Annotated in this window: 17 protein-coding genes and 4 pseudogenes; 15 read left to right on the forward strand and 6 right to left on the reverse strand. The window is 69.7% G+C overall.

Features of this window, described 5'->3' with window-relative positions; genetic code table 11:
* Window positions 1–13: 13 nt before the first annotated feature.
* The 6 genes and pseudogenes from GKE82_RS16880 to GKE82_RS16905 all read left to right on the forward strand — a co-directional run bounded on the left by GKE82_RS16880 (window position 14) and on the right by GKE82_RS16905 (window position 4,716).
* Window positions 14–1,447 (forward strand): cytochrome P450, encoded by a 1,434-nt coding sequence (locus tag GKE82_RS16880; protein ID WP_154734090.1) that lies wholly within the window; start codon window positions 14–16, stop codon window positions 1,445–1,447.
* Window positions 1,448–1,486: 39 nt separating this feature from the next.
* Window positions 1,487–2,035, forward strand: coding sequence for a DDE-type integrase/transposase/recombinase (locus GKE82_RS16885; protein WP_154734091.1), 549 nt, complete (start codon window positions 1,487–1,489; stop codon window positions 2,033–2,035).
* A gap of 175 nt (window positions 2,036–2,210) precedes the next feature.
* A pseudogene (locus GKE82_RS31545) lies at window positions 2,211–2,369 on the forward strand (winged helix-turn-helix domain-containing protein); the annotation flags it as partial.
* A 73-nt stretch (window positions 2,370–2,442) separates the two neighbouring features.
* Window positions 2,443–2,922, forward strand: coding sequence for a FadR/GntR family transcriptional regulator (locus GKE82_RS16895; RefSeq protein WP_196189277.1), 480 nt, complete (start codon window positions 2,443–2,445; stop codon window positions 2,920–2,922).
* Between the two features lie 149 nt (window positions 2,923–3,071).
* A pseudogene (locus GKE82_RS28765) lies at window positions 3,072–4,255 on the forward strand (FAD-binding oxidoreductase); the annotation flags it as partial.
* Window positions 4,256–4,284: 29 nt separating this feature from the next.
* On the forward strand, window positions 4,285–4,716 hold the full coding sequence (locus tag GKE82_RS16905) for a VOC family protein (protein WP_154734093.1): 432 nt from the start codon (window positions 4,285–4,287) through the stop codon (window positions 4,714–4,716).
* 37 nt (window positions 4,717–4,753) lie between these two features.
* Here the strand turns inward: GKE82_RS16905 and GKE82_RS16910 are convergent, their stop codons facing one another.
* From GKE82_RS16910 to GKE82_RS16920, 3 genes and pseudogenes are all read right to left on the reverse strand, one after another.
* The gene (locus GKE82_RS16910) at window positions 4,754–5,524 is read right to left on the reverse strand and encodes a hypothetical protein (RefSeq protein WP_154734094.1); all 771 of its coding nucleotides are present in this window, start codon (window positions 5,522–5,524) and stop codon (window positions 4,754–4,756) included.
* Between the two features lie 29 nt (window positions 5,525–5,553).
* Complete coding sequence (locus tag GKE82_RS16915) at window positions 5,554–5,991, reverse strand: hypothetical protein (RefSeq protein ID WP_154734095.1); 438 nt, start codon at window positions 5,989–5,991, stop codon at window positions 5,554–5,556.
* A 122-nt stretch (window positions 5,992–6,113) separates the two neighbouring features.
* Window positions 6,114–6,491, reverse strand: a pseudogene (locus tag GKE82_RS16920) (tyrosine-type recombinase/integrase); the annotation flags it as partial.
* 134 nt (window positions 6,492–6,625) lie between these two features.
* Here GKE82_RS16920 and GKE82_RS16925 point away from each other — a divergent pair.
* Window positions 6,626–6,868, forward strand: a pseudogene (locus GKE82_RS16925) (ATP-binding protein); the annotation flags it as partial.
* A gap of 604 nt (window positions 6,869–7,472) precedes the next feature.
* On the opposite strand, the gene GKE82_RS16930 reads toward GKE82_RS16925, so the two are convergent.
* Complete coding sequence (locus tag GKE82_RS16930) at window positions 7,473–8,414, reverse strand: GlxA family transcriptional regulator (protein WP_154734097.1); 942 nt, start codon at window positions 8,412–8,414, stop codon at window positions 7,473–7,475.
* A gap of 96 nt (window positions 8,415–8,510) precedes the next feature.
* Between GKE82_RS16930 and GKE82_RS16935 the strand changes: the two genes are divergently transcribed.
* The 3 genes from GKE82_RS16935 (at window position 8,511) to GKE82_RS16945 (ending at window position 10,437) form a co-directional block, all read left to right on the forward strand.
* Window positions 8,511–8,804 carry an antibiotic biosynthesis monooxygenase gene (locus tag GKE82_RS16935; protein WP_309233665.1) on the forward strand — a complete coding sequence of 98 codons (294 nt, stop codon included), beginning with the start codon at window positions 8,511–8,513 and terminating at the stop codon, window positions 8,802–8,804.
* A gap of 103 nt (window positions 8,805–8,907) precedes the next feature.
* Window positions 8,908–9,309 carry a heme-binding protein gene (locus tag GKE82_RS16940; protein ID WP_309233666.1) on the forward strand — a complete coding sequence of 134 codons (402 nt, stop codon included), beginning with the start codon at window positions 8,908–8,910 and terminating at the stop codon, window positions 9,307–9,309.
* Between the two features lie 39 nt (window positions 9,310–9,348).
* Window positions 9,349–10,437 carry an IS630 family transposase gene (locus tag GKE82_RS16945; protein WP_309233667.1) on the forward strand — a complete coding sequence of 363 codons (1,089 nt, stop codon included), beginning with the start codon at window positions 9,349–9,351 and terminating at the stop codon, window positions 10,435–10,437.
* Here the strand turns inward: GKE82_RS16945 and GKE82_RS16950 are convergent.
* Together GKE82_RS16950 and GKE82_RS16955 are read right to left on the reverse strand one after the other, a co-directional pair.
* Window positions 10,434–11,177 (reverse strand): MerR family transcriptional regulator, encoded by a 744-nt coding sequence (locus GKE82_RS16950; RefSeq protein WP_196189278.1) that lies wholly within the window; start codon window positions 11,175–11,177, stop codon window positions 10,434–10,436. The genes GKE82_RS16945 and GKE82_RS16950 overlap by 4 nt on opposite strands.
* 19 nt (window positions 11,178–11,196) lie before the next feature.
* Entirely contained in the window at window positions 11,197–11,616 is a 420-nt protein-coding gene (locus GKE82_RS16955) for a GFA family protein (RefSeq protein WP_154734100.1), read from the reverse strand.
* Window positions 11,617–11,775: 159 nt separating this feature from the next.
* Between GKE82_RS16955 and GKE82_RS16960 the strand changes: the two genes are divergently transcribed.
* The 5 genes from GKE82_RS16960 (at window position 11,776) to GKE82_RS16980 (ending at window position 17,803) form a co-directional block, all read left to right on the forward strand.
* Window positions 11,776–12,945, forward strand: a complete 1,170-nt coding sequence (locus GKE82_RS16960; protein ID WP_154734101.1) for an acyl-CoA dehydrogenase family protein — start codon at window positions 11,776–11,778, stop codon at window positions 12,943–12,945.
* 24 nt (window positions 12,946–12,969) lie between these two features.
* Window positions 12,970–13,956 (forward strand): nitronate monooxygenase family protein, encoded by a 987-nt coding sequence (locus GKE82_RS16965; protein WP_154734102.1) that lies wholly within the window; start codon window positions 12,970–12,972, stop codon window positions 13,954–13,956.
* Between the two features lie 121 nt (window positions 13,957–14,077).
* The gene (locus tag GKE82_RS16970) at window positions 14,078–14,809 is read left to right on the forward strand and encodes a type IV toxin-antitoxin system AbiEi family antitoxin domain-containing protein (RefSeq protein WP_154734103.1); all 732 of its coding nucleotides are present in this window, start codon (window positions 14,078–14,080) and stop codon (window positions 14,807–14,809) included.
* Between the two features lie 296 nt (window positions 14,810–15,105).
* The gene (locus tag GKE82_RS16975; RefSeq protein WP_154734104.1) at window positions 15,106–16,767 is read left to right on the forward strand and encodes a methane monooxygenase; all 1,662 of its coding nucleotides are present in this window, start codon (window positions 15,106–15,108) and stop codon (window positions 16,765–16,767) included.
* Between the two features lies 1 nt (window position 16,768).
* A complete protein-coding gene (locus GKE82_RS16980; RefSeq protein WP_309233668.1) occupies window positions 16,769–17,803 on the forward strand; it encodes a 2Fe-2S iron-sulfur cluster binding domain-containing protein in 1,035 nt (344 codons plus the stop codon).
* The last annotated feature ends 40 nt before the right edge of the window (window positions 17,804–17,843 follow it).

Genomic DNA, 17,843 nt, shown 5'->3' on the forward strand with positions numbered 1-17,843 from the left:
TATGGTGCGTGGCATGGCGACCACGCTGACCCGCCCGACCGTCACCGCCGCGCCGCACCTGCTCGGCACGGTCGACCCGTCACCCGCCGGCCCGACCGGCGGCGACGACACCGGCCTGCGCGAGGCGCCCGCCATGGACGGGCCCGCCGGGCTCCACGCGCTGCGCTTCTCCCGGCGTCCGATGCCGTTCCTGTTCGGTGGCCGGCGCACGCTCGGGCCGACCTTCAGCTTCTCCATCCCCGGCCGCGCGCGGCCGTTCACCGTCGTCACCCACCCGGACCACGCGAAGGCGCTCTTCACCGCGCCGCCGGAGTCCGTGCCGTCGATCACCGCCGACTCGCCGCTGCGCCCGATCTGCGGCGAGTCCGTCCTCACCGCCAACGGCAAGCGCCACATGCGCCAGCGCCGGCTGCTGCTCCCGCCGTTCCACGGGGAGGCGATCGCGAAGTACGCGGCCGGGATCGAGGAGATGATCCACCGCGAGCTCGACACCTGGACGGTCGGCTCGAGCTTCCCGCTCGCCGCCCGCATGCAGGCGGTCACGCTCGACGTGATCATGGCCGGCATCTTCGGCGTCGAGGGCGAGCCCGCCGAGGGCACCACCGAGCGCAAGCTCCGCGACGCGACCCGACGCGTGCTCGCGTTCAGCGAGACCCCGGCGTTCGCGCTCCTCGAGATCCGCAACGTCGGCCTGCTCGAGCCGCGCGGGATCATGAAGCGGATCCTCGACGCGGTCGACGTCCACTACTTCGGGATCATCCGCGAGCGCCGCGCGCTGCCCGAGTCCGCGCGCGGGACCGACGTCCTCTCGCTGCTGCTCAGCGCGACCGACGAGGACGGTCAGACGCTGACCGACCAGGAGATCCGCGACGAGCTGATCACCCTCGTGCTCGCCGGGCACGAGACGACCGCCAACCAGCTCGCCTGGACGTTCGAGCGACTCACGCGCACCCCCGACGTGCACGCGACGCTGAAGGACCTCGTCCGCTCCGACGACCCGATGGCCGCCGCCTACGTCGACGCCACCGTCTCCGAGTCGATGCGCGTCCGCCCCGTGATCTCGATGGTCGGCCGGATCGTGCAGGAGGACTGGCGCTTCGGCGACCACGTCGTCCGCGCCGGCGGCCCGGTCGCGGTCGGCAGCGTGCTGATCCACCACCGCGAGGACCTCTACCCGCAGCCCTTCCGGTTCGCGCCGGAGCGCTTCCTCAAGGAGGACGGGACCGCGGTGAAGCCCGGCACGTACACGTGGCTGCCGTTCGGCGGCGGCACGCGCCGGTGCCTCGGTGCAGCGCTCGCGCTGGCCGAGCAGCGGATCGTCATCAAGGCGATCGCTGAGCGCGTCGATCTCGAGGCGCCCGACCTCGAGCCCGAGCGCGAGTACCACCGCAACGTCACGACGATCCCGCGGGGCGGCGGGCGCGTTGTCGTGACGGCGCTGCGCTAGTTTCGTGAGTCATTAGTTTCTGTGCAGTAGCAGGATTCGGTGGTAACCATCGCCTCCAAAGAACCCGGGGCGATTCACGACGAGCTCTGGCACCTCGACATGACTGCGGTCTGGGTCGCGGAGCACAGCTGGTGCTACCTCAACGCCGTGATCGACTGCTGCGCCCGCGAGATCACCGCCTGGGCGCTCGATGTCCGCTGTCGCGCCGACGAGGCGATCGCCGTCATCGACGCCGCCGTCGCCGCGCGGGACGTTCCCGCGGGAACGCTCACGCTCGGCACGGACAACGGGACCGCGTTCACGAGCAAGCGGTTCCGCGCGCGGCTCGCGGCGCACGACATCACGCACCGTCGCGGCGGCTACCGCGACCCCGAGAGCCAGGCGTTCATCGAGTCCTGGTTCGGCGAGCTGAAGCTGCGCTGCGTCTGGCGCGAGGAGTTCGAGACCATCGACGAAGCCCGCCAGAAGATCGGCGCCTACATCACCAGCTACCACCACCGGCCTCACTCAGGGCTCGGCTACAAGACCCCGGCGCAGGTCGCCGGCACCTGGAAAGATCACAACGGACAGCTAATCCCAGCGGCCTGAGTGACAACACCCGCGGGATCCACGCCAGTGGGGGAACATCCGCTTGATCAGCGCCACCAGCGTGGCGGTGCCGATCTCCGTCGTGACCGTGGCCATACGACTCTCTCCCGACTCGTTGGGACTGGTCCGACCATAACGCTGGACTGCTGGTCTGACAAGCAGTAGGGTCGACGGCATGTCGTTCGCTCCGATTCCCCGGCGCCCCGTCTACCAGCAGGTCGCGGAGCAGCTGCGCGAGGCGATCCTCGACGGCCGGCTGGCTCCGGGTGCGGCGCTACCGTCCGAGCGCGAGCTGTGCGAGGCCTTCCAGGTCAGCCGGACGACGGTGCGCGAGGGCGCTGCGCGCGCTGCAGGCCCAGGGGCTCGCGATCGCGGGCGGTCCGACCGCCCCGCTGCGGGTCGTGGAGGTGTCCGCGCTCTCGACCGATCCGCTGCGCGACACGCTCGTTCACCTGCACCGCCTCGGGCGGGTCCCGCTCACCGACCTCGTGGGCCTGCGCCGCGCGCTGGAGAGCGCCGGGGCCCGGGAGGCGGCCCGGCGCAAGCCCGCGCCCGACCTGACCGCCGCGCGGGAGCAGATCGCCGCGATGCGCGCCGCCGGCACGGACATCCGCGCCTTCGACGAGGCCGACGTGCGGTTCCACCTCGAGATCCTGCGCGCCTCCGGCAACGAGGCGTTGTCCCTCGTGATGCTCGCCGTCCGCGACTCCATCGCCTCGCACCTGCACGAGCTGCTGAGCGCGCTCGAGGACCCGTCGCACACCCTGCGCCGGCTGATCCGCGAGCACGAGGCGATCGTCGAGGCGATCGCCGCGCGCGACGAGGACGCCTCGGCGCGGCTCTCCGACGAGCACATCGCCCGGTTCTACCGGCGCGCGATGCCGTGAGCACCACCGCGACGCTCATCACCGACCCGGACGTCCTGGCGTCCTACCGGCACGACCAGGCCGCGCCGGGGATGCTCCCGGCCGGCACGCCGGCGGCGCTCGCCCGGACGCGGACGACCGCCGAGGTCGCGGAAGCCGTCCGCTACGCCGCCGACCGCGACATGCCGATCGTCCCGCGCGGTGCGGGGTCCGGGCTCAGCGGCGGGGCGAACGCCATCGACGGCTGTCTGGTGATCTCGCTCGAGCAGATGACGCGGATCGTGGACGTCGACGCGGCGGCGCTGACCGCGACGGTCGAGGCCGGGGTCGTCAACAGCGCGCTGCGCGAGGCCGCGGCGGGGAGGGGCTGCTCTACGCGCCCGACCCGGCGAGCTACGAGTTCTCCACGATCGGCGGCAACGTCGCCACGAACGCCGGCGGGCTCTGCTGTGTGAAGTACGGCGTGACCCGCGACGCGCTGCTCGGGCTCGAGGTCGTCCTCGCCGACGGGCGTGTCGTCGAGGTCGGCCGACGGACCCGCAAGGGCGTGACCGGCTACGACCTCACGAGCCTGCTCTGCGGCTCGGAAGGGACGTTGGGCATCGTTACCTCCGCGACAGTCCGGCTGCTCCCGCTGCCGCCTCCCGCGCACTCGCTGGCCGCGTCGTTCCCGCGGCTCGACGCCGCGGGTGAGGCGATCGCGGCGATCTGCCGCAGACACCGGCCGTCACTGCTCGAGCTGATGGACCGCGCCACGATCGCCGCCGTCGAACGGATGCAGCCGATGGACCTCGACCTCGAGGCGGAGGCGATGCTGTTCGCCCAGTCCGACGCCGGGACCGGCGCGGCCGACGACATCGCCGGCATCGAACGGCTGTGCGAAGAGGCGGGCGCGAGCATCGTCGTCACCACCGACGAGGTCGCCGAGGGCCGCATGATCCTCGCCGCCCGGCGGCTCGCCTACACCGCGCTGGAGCGCTCCGGCGCGACCCTGCTCGACGACGTCGCGGTGCCGCTCCCCGCGATCCCGGCCTTCCTGCGCGGCGTCGCGGAGATCGCCGCGCGGACGGAGATGCTCATCGGCACGTTCGGCCACGCCGGTGACGGGAACATGCACCCCACGATCGTGTACGACGCCGCCGACAGCGACTCCGCCGCGCGCGCCCGCGACGCCTTCTCGGCGATCATCGCGCTCGCCCGCGACCTCGGTGGCACCGTCACGGGCGAGCACGGCGTCGGCCTGCTCAAGCGTGAGGCCGCCGCCGACGAGCTGCACGACACGCTCGACCTGCACCACGCCGTCAAGCACGTCTTCGACCCGGCCGGCCGGATGAACCCCGGCAAGGCCCTCTGACCATCGACCCCACCCGCCCGGAGATCCCCATGGCACTCACCCTCGTCCACACCTGTGTCCGCTCGCGCGACATCGACGCGTCCGTCCGCTTCTACGAAGCGCTCGGCTTCGAACGTCGCGGGCAGCTGAACTTCGACTCCGCTTACAACGTCTACATGGGCCTCCCGGGGGAGGGCGACCAGCTCGAGCTCACCGTGAACGTCGGTCGCGACGAGCCGTACGACCTCGGGGACGGCTACAACCACATCGCGCTGACCGTCGACGACATCCACGCGACGCTCGCGACGCTGTCCGAGGGGTTGGGCGTCGAGCCCGAGAAGCCGGCGTTCCACCCCGGTGGCCGCGAGGATCTCCCGCTGATCGCGTTCGTCGCCGACCCGGACGGCTACCGGATCGAGTTGATCGACGGCGGGGCGTTCGTCACGCCGCAGGACGGCGCGCACCCCTCGAGTCCGTCGTAGGCTTCAGTCGACCGGATCTTCCCCTGCGGCCGTCGGGCTAATGTGCGGGGGCGGCTCGGGTCCGTCGACAACCTGCTGGGTGATGTCCTCGCCGTTGAGCGTGACGCGGACCGTCCGGGTCTCGGCGGTGGCTTCCGCCGTCGAACCGTTGGGGAAGAGCCAACGGGGTCTCGCGCAGTACGACGTGTTGGCGCTCGTTGAGCGAGTTGCCGCTTCCATCGATGGTGAGCTCGACCTGACGCGTGGTCCCGTCGAGGTCCGTGACGTCCGAGATCCTCGGAATCAGGTGGGGCCCGTAGAAGTCCGGCCACGCATGGCTCGTCGCTTCCGGAGTAAAGCCCGGCCCGGGAGGCGGCGCGGTTTCGGTGTAGGTCCCGTCGAGTTCGAGAACCGGCTTCCACCCGCCGAGGGGGTGGTCGAACCGTTTGTCGAACAGGGCGCAGTCCCGCGGGAGAGCCAGCTCGCGGAGAATGGCCCGTCGGATGAGGCCGAAGGCGGTTTCCGCCGCAGCGTTTGCCCCGGCGCGGACCTTGTCGAAGCCGACGTGGCCATGCTCGAAACCGTCGCTCGCATCGCGCAAGAGGCGGTAGCACTCGTGGTCTCCGTCGAAGATGTGCTGGGTGCGAACCAGCGTGTCGAACTTCCCGAGATGCGACCGGTCCCCGGTCGAGCGAGGATGGATCCCGCTCGCGACGGCCAACCGATGCTTCCAGTCCTCAGCGTCCTCGAGTCCGGCCTCGCTTCGGAGTCGCTGAGCGACCACGCGCGCGAGATTCTCCGAGGCGATGTAGAGGTACTCGGCACACATCGTCCAGTTGTCGCCCGGAGTTAGATGGCTCAACGCCAGGTTGTAATGCGCGACCGCTCGATGGATGCGGTCGCTCCTTGGGTGGCTGTCCAGACACCCGCGGAGCTCGACGAACGCAGGCGCCGGCAGATCGCGGACTCTCGGTGCGGGAGAGCGCGGGTGCGACTGCCGTTGCACCGTGAACTCGCCGGGCTTGTCGTCAAGGGAGGCGTGAACGCGATGAGGTCCTGCGGGTCGTCCACGGCAGCGTTGGCGGCGAGTGCCGCCAGGGCGAAGTACGGCGCAGCGAGGTTGGCGAGGAGATCAACTGCCGCCGTGCCGTCGTCGGCCTCGCCCGCCGCCTCCGCAACAAGCGCCGCCGCGTATCCCGTCCCGTCGGGCCTGCGCATCCTGAGGTTGCGAACGCGGATGGCAGCGACGGCGACCGTCGACTCTGGGCTCGCCAGGATCTCGATCCAGGTTTTCACCCTGAGATCGTCCAGGCTCCCGCGGCTGTCCGCAACTGCGGCGTCCGAGGCCAGGCGAGCGGGCTGCCGACGATGGCGGTCCGGCCACGCTACCGGACCGCCGGTCAAGAAATTCGCCGCGACTACGCGACGGGAACACCTGCAGCGGCGCCCGGTGAGAACGCCCGCTCCATCATCTGTCGCTCTTGCGACCTTGGTGCGTAGTCGGCGTAGATGAGCGTGGTCTTGTAGTCGCGGTGGCCCATCCACTCCTGGAGCGTCCGGAGGGGGACACCGGCTGCGGCGGCCTGTGTGCCGAACGTGTGTCGGAGATCGTGGAAGCGGATCTCCCGGACACCCGCCTCCGCGAGGGCGTGTTTGAAGCGCTTACGCAGCTTGGAGGCGTCGAGCACAGGGCCGAGCTCGGGATGGCCGAAGACGAGATCGTCGTCCTCGCGATAGCGCGATCGCTGGTAGAGCTGATCCAGCGCTGCGAGCGTCCGGTCGATCATCGGCACGGCCCGGCTCGATCGCCGGGACTTCGGCGTACCTCACGTCCCGCCGCGTGTAGTTCCTCCGGACGCGGATCACGCCCGCGGTCCAGTCAACGTCGCGCCAACGCAGCGCGACCAGCTCGCCTTGGCGCAGTCCGCAGGTCCCGTTCGATCCGCAGGCCGCGAACCTGATGTTCATGCTGGTCTCCCGACGCTACGAGCGGGCCTCTCTGATCGTCACCAGCAACAAGCCGTTCTCCGCCTGGGGCGAGATCTTCGACGACGAAGTCACCGCCGCCGCGATGATCGACCGGCTCGTTCACCACGCCGAGATCCTCGCCCTCAAAGGCGACAGCTACCGGCTCAAAGACCGCGACCTCGCGCGAGCGCCCCCCACCGATTAGGGCTGTCCGCGGCGGGCGCCGCTGCGGCTCGCCCTCCGAGCTTCGCCTCCGCGACGCCCGCCGCGCTCCCACCCAAGGGGGTCAGTTTTCAACCGGCGCAACGGGGTCACATTTCAACCGGCCTTGACAGGAGCCCTTGAACACTGCTCACGAGCCTGAGATGACCTCGTAGATCACTCTCATAACCCGAAGGTCGCAGGTTCGAATCCTGCCCCCGCTACTCACGAAAGGCCCCTGTTCATGGGGCCTTTCGTCGTTGTGGCCGGTCGCCGAAGGTTGAGCGACTACGCAAGTTCTTCTCGATACCGCTGGAAACGGTACGCGGCGGGCGCACGGATGGCGAGAACCCGGTCAGTCGGATCGGCGTGCACCGATGTCTGCGTCGAGCCCTCGACGCGGCGTGGGGTCTGGTCGTCAGTGATCGTCAGCTCGATCTCAGCGGGACCGTCGTCGGACCCCGGCACAGTGGGTGTTCGATCGAGCAGCAGCGTGACGCTGACGTCTGCCTCGGGGACGTCGAAGCGGACGGTCGTGCCGGTGCGTCCAAGCCCGATGAGGCTTGGTGGCGCGGCGTCGACGAGGCGTTCCCCGACGAGGCGGCGCTTCAGGGCTTGCGGCGGTACTTTCGCAGCAGGGCGCGCAGGGTGGAGCCGTTGCGGTAGCCGATGTCCAGCGCGATTTGATCGATCGACTGTTCGGTCGTGGCGAGCAGGTGCTCGGCGCGCTCGGCGCGGATTCGTTGGACGAGCTCGAGCGGGGTCATGTTCGCGGTTGCGCGAACGCGACGCTCGAGCGTCCGGGGAGTGGTGCCGAGCGTGCGGGCGACGGTGGCGATCGGGAGTGGCGCCGCGAGATTGGCGCGGACGTGCCGCTCGAACAGGCGCACGAGCTGATCGTCGTGACTCACGTGGTCGAGTGGGACGTACATGCTCTGGGTCGCTCGTTCGTCGATCAGCAGGTGACGCGCGACACGGTCGGCGAGATCGACGGATATGCCGCGGACGAGCGTCAGAGCGAGATCGATGTGAGCGAACGCGGCACCCGCGGTGAGCAAGTCTCCGTCCTTGACGACCATGCGGTCCGCGTCGAGCTCGGTGTCCGGGTAGCGGCGGGCAAATAGGGAGTTCAGCCACCACGACGTCGTCGCGCGGCGCCCGCTCAACAGGCCAGCTTCGGCGAGGAGGAATGTCCCGGTACACGCTGCGGCGACGAGCCCGCTACTGCGGTCGAGGTCGGCGAGCGCGCTTGCCATGCGGCTCGTGGCCGGCGCGTCGAGCGCGTCGACCATGCCAGCCTCGTCGAGTGCTCCGAGCGCGGGAACCACGACGACATCAGCGTCGGCAAGGTCGTCGAGGCGGGCCGTTGTCGGGATGGCCAGCCCAGACCCGGTACGGACGAGCGGCTGCTCGCCGACGACCACGACGCGGATCTCCGGTACCGCAGGATCATGGGCGAGACGGAGGACCTCGGCGACGTTCAGGATGTCGTGAAGCAGCGTGAAACCGGAGGTGAAAACGCCGTCTGCGACGAGGATCGCGAACTCCATGTCGCAATCGGTATCAGGTAAGTCGTGGCTGCGGTAGTCGTTCGGGTCGACTCCAGGTACGGTGGGCCAACCCTAGAGCTACCGAGGAGAACCACCGTGAGCACGCCATTTGCATTCGTTGCCCGAATCGAAGCCAAGCCGGACAAGGCCGAGGACGTGGCGGCTCTGCTCGCCGGCGCGTTGCCGCTTGCCGAGGCCGAGGCGGGCACCGTCGCTTGGTACGCCGTGCGGACGTCGCCGACCACGTTCTGGATCTTCGACACGTTCGGCAGCGAGCAGGACCGCACAGCACACGCTGAGGGCGAGATCGTCGCGGCAGTGACGGCCAACGCCGACTTGCTTGCCACCGCGCCGGAGATTCTTCCCGCTGACGTACTCGCCGCCAAGTGACGGCCGCCGACATCCACCGCGGCAGCGGTCGACCGCTGCCCTCACTCTCCGAGAAGCGCATCGCGCTTTCTCGCGGCTAACCCGCAACGCAAGGGAGGCCCGCGTGGGAATCACGCTCGAGCAGGCAGAGGCAGTCGTCGCAGCCGGTCGTGCGGAGGCCGATTCGATCGGCGTTCCGATGAACATCGCCGTCGTTGACGCCGGCAACAACCTGACGGCCTTCGCGCGTCAGGATGGCGCGTGGCTGGGGTCGATCGACATCGCGCAGAACAAGGCCTACACGGCGCGCGCGTTCGACGCCGCCACGGGCGATCTCTACGACGAGACGCAGCCCGGCGGTTCGCTGTACGGCCTGTCGGCGTCCAACGACGGCAAGGTCATCACGTTCCCGGGCGGCATCCCGCTCAAGAACGGCGAGACGATCGTCGGCGCCGTGGGCGTCAGCGGCGGCACCGTCGACCAGGACCAGCAGGTCGCCGAGGCGGCCGTGAAGGGGCTGTCCTAGTGTCGTGAGTCATTAGTTTCTGTGCAGTAGTAGGATTCGGTGGCGCCGAGTCCTACTGCTGTGCCGATCGAGTTGACCGACGACGAGCGTCAGACGCTGGAGGCGTGGACGCGTCGGCGTACGTCGGCGGCGGCGCTGTCGCAGCGGGCGCGGATCGTGCTCGCGTGTGCGACGGGCGAGGGCAACACGGCGGTCGGTCGTCGTTTGGGCGTGCATCGCAACACGGTGCTGCTGTGGCGCCGGCGGTTTCTGGAGTTCCGGCTGGACGGCCTGCTGGACGAGCCGCGTCCGGGGCAGCCGCGGAAGATCACCGACGCGAAGGTCGAGGAGGTCATCACCAAGACCTTGGAGACCACACCAAAGAACGCGCCCCATTGGTCGACGCGGTCGATGGCCGCGGAGGTCGGTCTCAACCAGACCGCCGTGGCGCGGATCTGGCGGGCGTTCGGGTTGCAGCCCCACCGGCAGGAGACGTGGAAGCTGTCGAAGGATCCATTGTTCGTGGACAAGGTCCGCGACGTCGTCGGGCTCTATCTCAATCCGCCCGAGCGCGCGGTAGTTCTTTGCGTGGATGAGAAGTCGCAGATCCAGGCGCTGGATCGCACGGCGCCGATCTTGCCGATGCGCCCCGGGGTCCCCGAGCGGGCGACCCACGACTACAAGCGCCACGGCACCAGCAGTCTCTACGCCGCCCTGGATCTCTCGACCGGCAAGGTGATCGGTGCGCTGCACTCGCGCCACCGCGCGATCGAGTTCAAGAAGTTCCTGCAGACCATCGACCGCGAAGTCCCGCAACACCTCGCGGTTCACCTGGTGCTGGACAACAGCTCGACGCACAAGACGCCGGCGATCAAGAAATGGCTGCTCGCCCATCCGCGGTTCGAGTTGCACTTCACCCCGACCAGCAGTTCCTGGATGAACCTCGTCGAGCGCTGGTTCGGCGAGCTGACCAACAAGAAACGCAGGCGCGGCGCACACCGATCGGTCCGCACGTTGAACGCCGACATCCGCGCCTGGATCAAGGACTGGAACGACGACCCCAAGCCCTACGTCTGGACCAAGACCGCCGACCAGATCCTCGAATCCATCACCCGCTACTGCACAACAACTACCGACTCAGGACACTAGTCGGTTTCGGCCTCGGCCGGGAGGAGCTCCTCCAGCGCCGCCTCGCTGTGGCGCTGGAGCGCGAGGCGGAACGCGGCGTTGACCGCGCTCGTCGCCCACGGGCGCATCGTGTCGAGCGCGGCGCTCACCTGGGCGAGCGCCTGCGCCCGGTCGTCCGCCTCGGCGAGGGCCGGGCCGGAGACGTTGCGCTGGAACAGCTCCGCGAACGTCGCGGCCAGCGCGTCGAGATGCTCGTGGAGCGTCTCGAGGACGGTCACCGCCTCCTCGAAGCTGACGCCCAGCGCGGCCAGCTGCCGGCCGTGCGCGCGGAGCGTGGGGCTCATGACGACGAACCGGCCGTCGTCCTCCAGACGCAGGAAACCGGTGGCGATCGAGCGCTGCACGAGCTCGGGGGTGAGCTGGTCGCCCCAGACATCGCTGACCTCGCCGGGCTCGAGGACCATCGGGGACTCCTCGATGATCCCGTGCATGAGCGTGTCGGCGAAGGCGCGCAGCTCGCGCGGGTCGATCCCCTCGCCCCACTTCAGCAGCCGCTCGATGGCGGGGAGGCCGAAGCCCTGCTCGCGCAGGTCGCGCACGAGCTCCAGGCGGGCGACGTGCGTCTCGTCGTAGTGGGCGACGCGACCCGATCGCTCGGGCGCGTCGATCAGCCCCTGCGCCTGGTAGGCGCGGATGTTCCGCACGGTCACGCCGACCTGCGCGGACAGCTCCTCGATCGTGAGTGGGGGCGTGTCGCTCACGCCCCGCAGTATGTCGCGGTCAGGTCGGGAGGTCGGTGGCGAACTCGCCGCGGTCCTCGCTGCCGAGCACCCAGGGCTGGCGGCGGTCGACCCACAGCTCGAGCTCGGGCTCCAGCCACGAGGGGTCGTCCAGCGTGCCGGCCTTGATCGCGGCCATGCCGGGCATCTCCGCCAGCGTGGTGAGGATCGGGGAGCCGCAGTCGCCGCAGAACTTCCGCTCACGCGGCTGGCCCGTGCCGGTGCCGGTGGTGCCGTAGACCTTGACGTCCCCCTCGATGACGAGGGACGCATCCTCGATCAGGACGTTCAGCGAGAACGGCGCGCCGCTCTGGCGCTGGCAGTCCTTGCAGTGGCACAGGGCGACCGCGGCGGGGTCCGCGGTGGCGGTGTAGCGGACGGCGCCGCAGAGGCACCCGCCCACGATGTTGGGATCGCTCATGGGCCGACCCTCCCTCGCGCGCGGGCGCGCGTGCAACAGCTGATCCCCCGGTCGGGGGATGGAAACGGCCCGCTCGGGGACGTCGCTCATCCGCGCGGGGGAGGATTCGCGTCCGAGGGGATGATGCTCCTCGGACCGGTCCCCCATACCTTGTGTGCCATGTCGACCACCCTGCCCGCCTCCGGCGACGAGCTCACCGACGAGCAGCGCGAGATCCGCGACCTGGCCAAGCGGTTCACCGACGAGGTCGTCGCGCCGCAGGCCAAGCAGTGGGACCGCGACCACACGTTCCCCGCCGACGTCGTCAAGCAGCTCGGCGAGCTGGGCCTGATGGGCGTGAGCATCCCGGAGGAGCACGGCGGAGCCGGGTCGGACTACCTCTCCTACGCCCTGGTGCTCGAGGAGCTCTCGCGCGGCGACGCGGGCCTGGGCACGACGATGGCCGTCCACTCCGGCGCTGGCACGATGCCGATCCTGCTCAACGGGTCCGACGCGCAGATCGAGGAGTACGTCCGTCCGCTGGCCGAGGGCCGCGAGCTCGCCGCCTTCGCGCTGACCGAGGCGGAGTCCGGCTCCGACGCGGGCGCGATGCGGTCCAAGGTGGTCTCCGGCGGGGCGGACGAGATCGTCCGCATCGACGGCACGAAGCAGTGGATCACCAACGGCACCTACGCCCAGACGTTCACGGTGTTCGCCAAGGACCCGGAGGCGCGCGACAAGCCGAGCGCGTTCATCGTCCGCCACGACGCCGAGGGCTTCTCGATCTCGCGCGAGGAGGAGAAGCTCGGCCAGCACTCCTCCAACACCGCCGACCTCGTGCTGGAGAACACCCCGGCGGAGCGGCTCGGGCCTCCCGGCGCGGGCATGCGGATCGCGCTGTCCACGCTCGACGGCGGCCGGATCGGCATCGCGGCCCAGGCGGTCGGCATCGCGCAGGCGGCGCTGGACGTCGCCACGGCGTACGCGAAGGAGCGCCGCGCGTTCGGGGCGCCGATCGGGTCCTTCCAGGCGATCAGCCAGAAGCTCGCTGACATGCAGACCGAGATCGCCGCGGCCCGCGCGCTCGTCCACCGCGCGGCCCGGCTGAAGGATGCCGGCAAGCCGCACACGGTCGAGGGCGCCCAGGCCAAGCTCTTCGCATCGCGCGTCGCGCGGCACTGGACCGGGGAGGCGATCCAGGTCCTCGGCGGCTACGGCTACACCAAGGAGTTCCCGGTGGAGCGGTATTTTCGCGACGCGAAGATCACCGAGATCTACGAGGGGACGAGCGAGATCCAGCGTCTCGTGATCGCCCGGGCGCTGCTCGGCGACGTCGTCGGCACCACCTGAAATCCGCCCAGCGAGAGAGGTCACATGTTCAAGACACGGTTCACCGAGACGTTCGGCATCGAGCACCCGATCGTCCAGGGCGGCATGCAGTGGGTCGGCCGCGCCGAGCTCGTCGCCGCGGTCGCCAACGCGGGCGCGCTCGGCCACATCACGGCGCTGACGCAGCCGACGCCGGAGGATCTCGTCAAGGAGATCGAGCGCTGCCGCGAGCTGACCGACAAGCCGTTCGGGGTGAACCTGACGATCCTCCCGGCGATCAAGCCGCCGCCCTACATGGAGTACGCGCAGGCGATCGTCGACTCCGGCGTGAAGTACGTCGAGACCGCGGGCAACAACCCGGTCGAGTTCCTCGAGATCTTCAAGCCCGCCGGCATCAAGACGATCCACAAGGCCACGACGGTGCGCCACGCGATCAAGGCGCAGCAGATCGGGGTCGACGCGGTCTCGATCGACGGGTTCGACTGCGCCGGTCACCCGGGCGAGGACGACGTCACGAACCTCATCCTGATCCCGCGCGCCGCCGACGCGCTCGACATCCCGCTGATCGCCTCCGGCGGCATCAGCGACGCGCGCGGCATGGTGGCGGCGCTGGCGCTCGGAGCGGACGCGATCAACATGGGCACGCGCTTCATGTGCACCGCGGAGTCCCCGATCCACGAGAAGGTCAAGGACCACCTGATCCAGGCCGACGAGCGGATGACCGACCACATCTTCCGGTCCTTCCGCAACACGGCGCGCGTCGCGAAGAACTCCGTCTCCCAGGAGGTCATCAAGATCGAGAAGGAGGGCGGCGACTTCGAGGCCGTCCGCGAGCTCGTCTCCGGTGCGCGCGGCAAGACCGTCTACGAGTCCGGGGACGTCGAGGCCGGCATCTGGTCCGCGGGCCTCTCCCAGGCGCTGATCGACGACGCCCCGACGTGCCAGGAGCTCGTCGAGCGCATGATCACCGAGGCCGAGGCGATCATCAACGAGCGCCTGTCGGGCCTGCTCGCCACGCCGGTCGGCGCGTAACCGTTTGCGCCGTGCCTCAGCTCGCTTCCGGAGCGAGCTGAGGTCCGCCGGTGCAGAATCGGCACGGAGTCGACACAGAGTGCGGTAGCGCTGTCGCAGCGGACCGCGCCACCCTGGCCGCATGGCTCACCGCACCCCGCTTCAGGTCGACGCCGCGATCCGCGCCATGCTCGACGTCAGTGGCGGGATCGTCGGCGCGGCCGAGTTCCGTGCCGCCGGGATCGGCCGCGATGCCCTCCGCCGGCGCCTGCGTGAGGGCGCCCTGCAGGAGCCGTTCCCCGGGGTGTTCGCAACGGTGTCGACGCAGCTCGACGAGCCCACGCGACGCCGGGCCGCGGTCCTCTCGTGCGGCGCCGGGGCAGCGCTCACCGGCTGGTCCGCCGCGCAGCAGCTGGCGCTGGTGACCTTCCAGGAGGTGCCGGATGACGAGATCCACGTGGTCGTGCCGGCCGGCCGCCGCCCACGCCGCGCGGCCACGGGGATCCGCATCGTCCGCAGCGAGCTGCTCGTCCCCGACGACATCGTCGTCCACGACGAGGTCGCGTGCCTGCGCCTCTGCCCGCTGCTCCACGTGCTCTCGGCGACGTACCCGGTCCGCACCGTCGAACGGCTGCTCGACGAGGCCGCGTACCTCGGGCTCTGGAAGCCGTGGGAGATGGCCGAGTACCTGGACCGCGTCGCGGACCGCCGCGGGACCGCGGCACTCGCGGATCTCATCGAGCGCCACACCCCAGGGACGACGCGGACGACGAATCGGCTGGAGGAGACGTTCCTGGAGATCTGCGACGCCGAGGGCTGGCCGCGACCGATATGCCAGCAGCCCGAGCGTCTGGCCGACGGGCGTCGCATCTAGCACGACTTCCTGTGGCCTCGGTTGCGGTTCAGCGTCGAGACGGACGGAGGCCGCGGCCACGCCGGCCCTCGTCGGCGCGCACGGGACGCTCACGCGACCGGCTCCTGGCGCGACGTGGCCACGAGACCGTGCGGGTGACGCGCGACGAGGTCTTCCGGCGTCGGCGCGTGGTCGTCGCACGGGTCGGACCGCGGTTGTACGCCGCCATGTGCCGAGGCACGGCCGGAGCAGAGGGGGAGGGATCTCACCCGAAGTGACGATTGAGGCGCACGGTGCGACCGGCGTACGGTCGGGGCATGTCCTCCAAGGCGAAGCGCCGCAGCATCACGCAGACCCACGAGCGCATCGCGCAGCTCGGCTGGGAGCCGACGTACCACGAGCCGGTCCCGCGGTACCCCACCCGCTACCACATCCCTGCCAAGTCGAAGGACCCGATGAAGCAGATCATGCGGGAGTACCTCCCCATGGAGCTGGAGAAGGACGACCGGGTCTACGGCGGGCATGACGCGGCGGTCCGCGCCGGCATGACGGACAAGACCGAGGAGCGGTGGACCGAGATCCTCAAGCCGTTCCTCACCGTCACGAACTACGCCGAGATCGGCGCGGGCCGGTGCATGTCGATGCTCATCGACGCGATCCCGTCCAACGAGCTGCGAAACGGCTACCACGTGCAGTACGTCGACGAGGTCCGCCACACCGGGATGCAGATGTCGCTCGGCCGCTGGTACGCGAAGAACGTGCCGGACCCCAGCGGCTGGAACCAGATGATGAAGGCGATGCCGCGCGACATCTTCACGCTCGGCGGCATGAACTTCGCCAACCACTTCATGGTCGGCGACCCGATCCAGTGCGCGTTCGCCCTGCAGGTCGTCGCCGAGACGGCCTTCACCAACGTCGCGTTCGTCGCGCTGCCCGACGTGGCCGCGCGCAACGGTGACTTCACGCTGCCGACGACCTACCTGAGCGTGCAGTCAGACGAGGCGCGCCACATCTCCAACGGCTACGCGACGCTGCTGACCGTCCTCCAGGACGACCGCAACATCCCGTTCATCGAGCGCGACCTGCAGCAGGCCTGGTGGATCAACCACGCGTTCCTCGACGTCTTCACCGCGGTGGTCATGGAGTACTTCTCCCGCGACCGCTCCGACGACGAGTCGTTCCTGGACAAGTGGGACCGCTGGATCCGCGACGACTGGTACCGCGCTTACGTCGTGAAGCTCGGCCGGCTCGGCTTGGAGATGGACCCGCACATCTTCGACCGCGCCCGCGAGCGCATCGTCAAGGGCCTGCACCACAAGGTCGCCATGCTCGCGTTCGCGACGTGGCCGATGCACTTCTGGAAGTTCGACGGCATGGACGAGCGGGACTTCGAGTGGTTCGAGAGCAAGTACCCGGGCTGGTACGACGAGTACGGCTTCTTCTGGGAGGCCTACCGCGAGCTCGACGACCCGGCCGAGGCGTCGCTGCTGCTCTCGGGGCTGCTGCCGGAGGCGCCGCCGTTCTGCTGGACGTGCACGATGCCGTCGGTCATCGACGAGGACATGTGCCATCGGGTCGTCGACGACCGCACGCGCTTCTACTGCTCCAAGGAGTGCCGCTGGATCGACGAGTCCAACCCGGGCCGCTACGTCGGAGACCGCAACTACTTCGACCGCTTCCACGGCATGGACCTCGCGGACGTCGTCACCGGGCTGGAGTTCGTCCGCCCCGACGGCGAGACGCTGATGGGCCAGCCGCACCTGCGCGAGGACAAGAAGTGGACGCTCACCGATCTGCGCAAGGTCGCGATGACGATCGAGAGCCCGAACATCAACATGGCCAAGGCTATGGGGCTGCCCGACGGCGACCACTCCACCGCGTTCAAGGCCGGCATCAACACCGCAACGGGGCGCAACGGCGGCCCCGGGCCGGTGAAGGTCGAGGCGCTCGACATCCCGCTCCCGCTCACGCTCGACTGACGTGCCGCGCATCCTGATCGAGCCGATCGGCGAGGAGATCGACTGCGGTGACGACGAGACGATCCTCGACGCGTCGTTCCGCCAGGGCTACTCGCTCGTGCACGGGTGCCGTGAGGGGCAGTGCTCGGCCTGCAAGTGCTACCTGCTGGACGGCGACGTCTCGCTGAAGACGTACTCCTCCTTCGCGCTCTCGGAGAGCGAGGAGGACCAGGGCTACACCCTGCTGTGCCGCGCGATGCCCGACGACGACGAGGTCACCGTCGAGCTCCTGCACTACGACCCCGAGAACTACCGCGCCGAGCACGCGATCCGCGACGGACGCGCGACCGTCGAATCGGTCCGCGAGTTCACGCACGACATCAGCGAGGTCGTGCTGCGCGTCGAGGAGCCGGTCGACTTCGACTTCGCGCCCGGGCACTACGTGGATCTGCACGTGCCCGGGAGCGACGAGCGGCGATCGTTCTCGATGGCGAACCTGCCGGGCGACGGGCGCATCGCCCTGATCATCAAGCGGTACCCCGGAGGCCGGATCTCGGGCATGCTCGAGGAGGGGTCGCTCACCGCGGGCGTCGCGCTCGGGTTCACCGGGCCGTACGGCACGTTCCGCCTGCGGGACAACGACCGGCCCGTGCTCATGGTCGCCGGCGGGTCGGGCATGGCGCCGCAGCTCGCGCTGCTGCGCCAGATGGCCACGGAAGGCATGACGCGTCCGGTGCGGTTCTTCTACGGCGCCAGGACGCAGGCTGACCTTTTCCTCCTCGACGACATCGCGGCGCTCGGGGCCCAGCTTCCCGACTTCCGCTTCACGCCGGTGCTCTCCGACGAGGGTGAGGGCTTCGTCCACGACGCCGTCGGCCACTTCCTCGACACCGGCGAGATCGACACCGACGTCGAGGCGTACCTCTGCGGGCCGCCGCCGATGGTCGATGCCGCAACGGAGCTCCTCGTCGACGGCCGGGGCCTGGACCCCACGCAGGTCCACTTCGACAAGTTCACCACGTCGGTCGCCGCGGGCGACCAGGAGGCCACGACATGACCGAGCCCCCCCGTCAAGAAGCTCGACGACGGCGGCGCCC

The sequence above is a fragment of the Conexibacter sp. W3-3-2 genome, assembly GCF_009707605.1.
GTDB classification, from domain to species: domain Bacteria; phylum Actinomycetota; class Thermoleophilia; order Solirubrobacterales; family Solirubrobacteraceae; genus Paraconexibacter; species Paraconexibacter algicola.

What these genes read in the sequence shown, in the direction of transcription:
- GKE82_RS16975 (WP_154734104.1), top strand. Translation starts at nt 15,106, where the DNA reads ATGTCCTCCAAGGCGAAGCGCCGCAGCATCACGCAGACCCACGAGCGC.
- GKE82_RS16905 (WP_154734093.1), top strand. Translation starts at nt 4,285, where the DNA reads ATGGCACTCACCCTCGTCCACACCTGTGTCCGCTCGCGCGACATCGAC.
- GKE82_RS16880 (WP_154734090.1), top strand. Translation starts at nt 14, where the DNA reads ATGGCGACCACGCTGACCCGCCCGACCGTCACCGCCGCGCCGCACCTG.
- GKE82_RS16960 (WP_154734101.1), top strand. Translation starts at nt 11,776, where the DNA reads ATGTCGACCACCCTGCCCGCCTCCGGCGACGAGCTCACCGACGAGCAG.
- GKE82_RS16965 (WP_154734102.1), top strand. Translation starts at nt 12,970, where the DNA reads ATGTTCAAGACACGGTTCACCGAGACGTTCGGCATCGAGCACCCGATC.
- GKE82_RS16910 (WP_154734094.1), bottom strand. Translation starts at nt 5,524, where the DNA reads ATGTGTGCCGAGTACCTCTACATCGCCTCGGAGAATCTCGCGCGCGTG.
- GKE82_RS16970 (WP_154734103.1), top strand. Translation starts at nt 14,078, where the DNA reads ATGGCTCACCGCACCCCGCTTCAGGTCGACGCCGCGATCCGCGCCATG.
- GKE82_RS16930 (WP_154734097.1), bottom strand. Translation starts at nt 8,414, where the DNA reads ATGGAGTTCGCGATCCTCGTCGCAGACGGCGTTTTCACCTCCGGTTTC.
- GKE82_RS16955 (WP_154734100.1), bottom strand. Translation starts at nt 11,616, where the DNA reads ATGAGCGATCCCAACATCGTGGGCGGGTGCCTCTGCGGCGCCGTCCGC.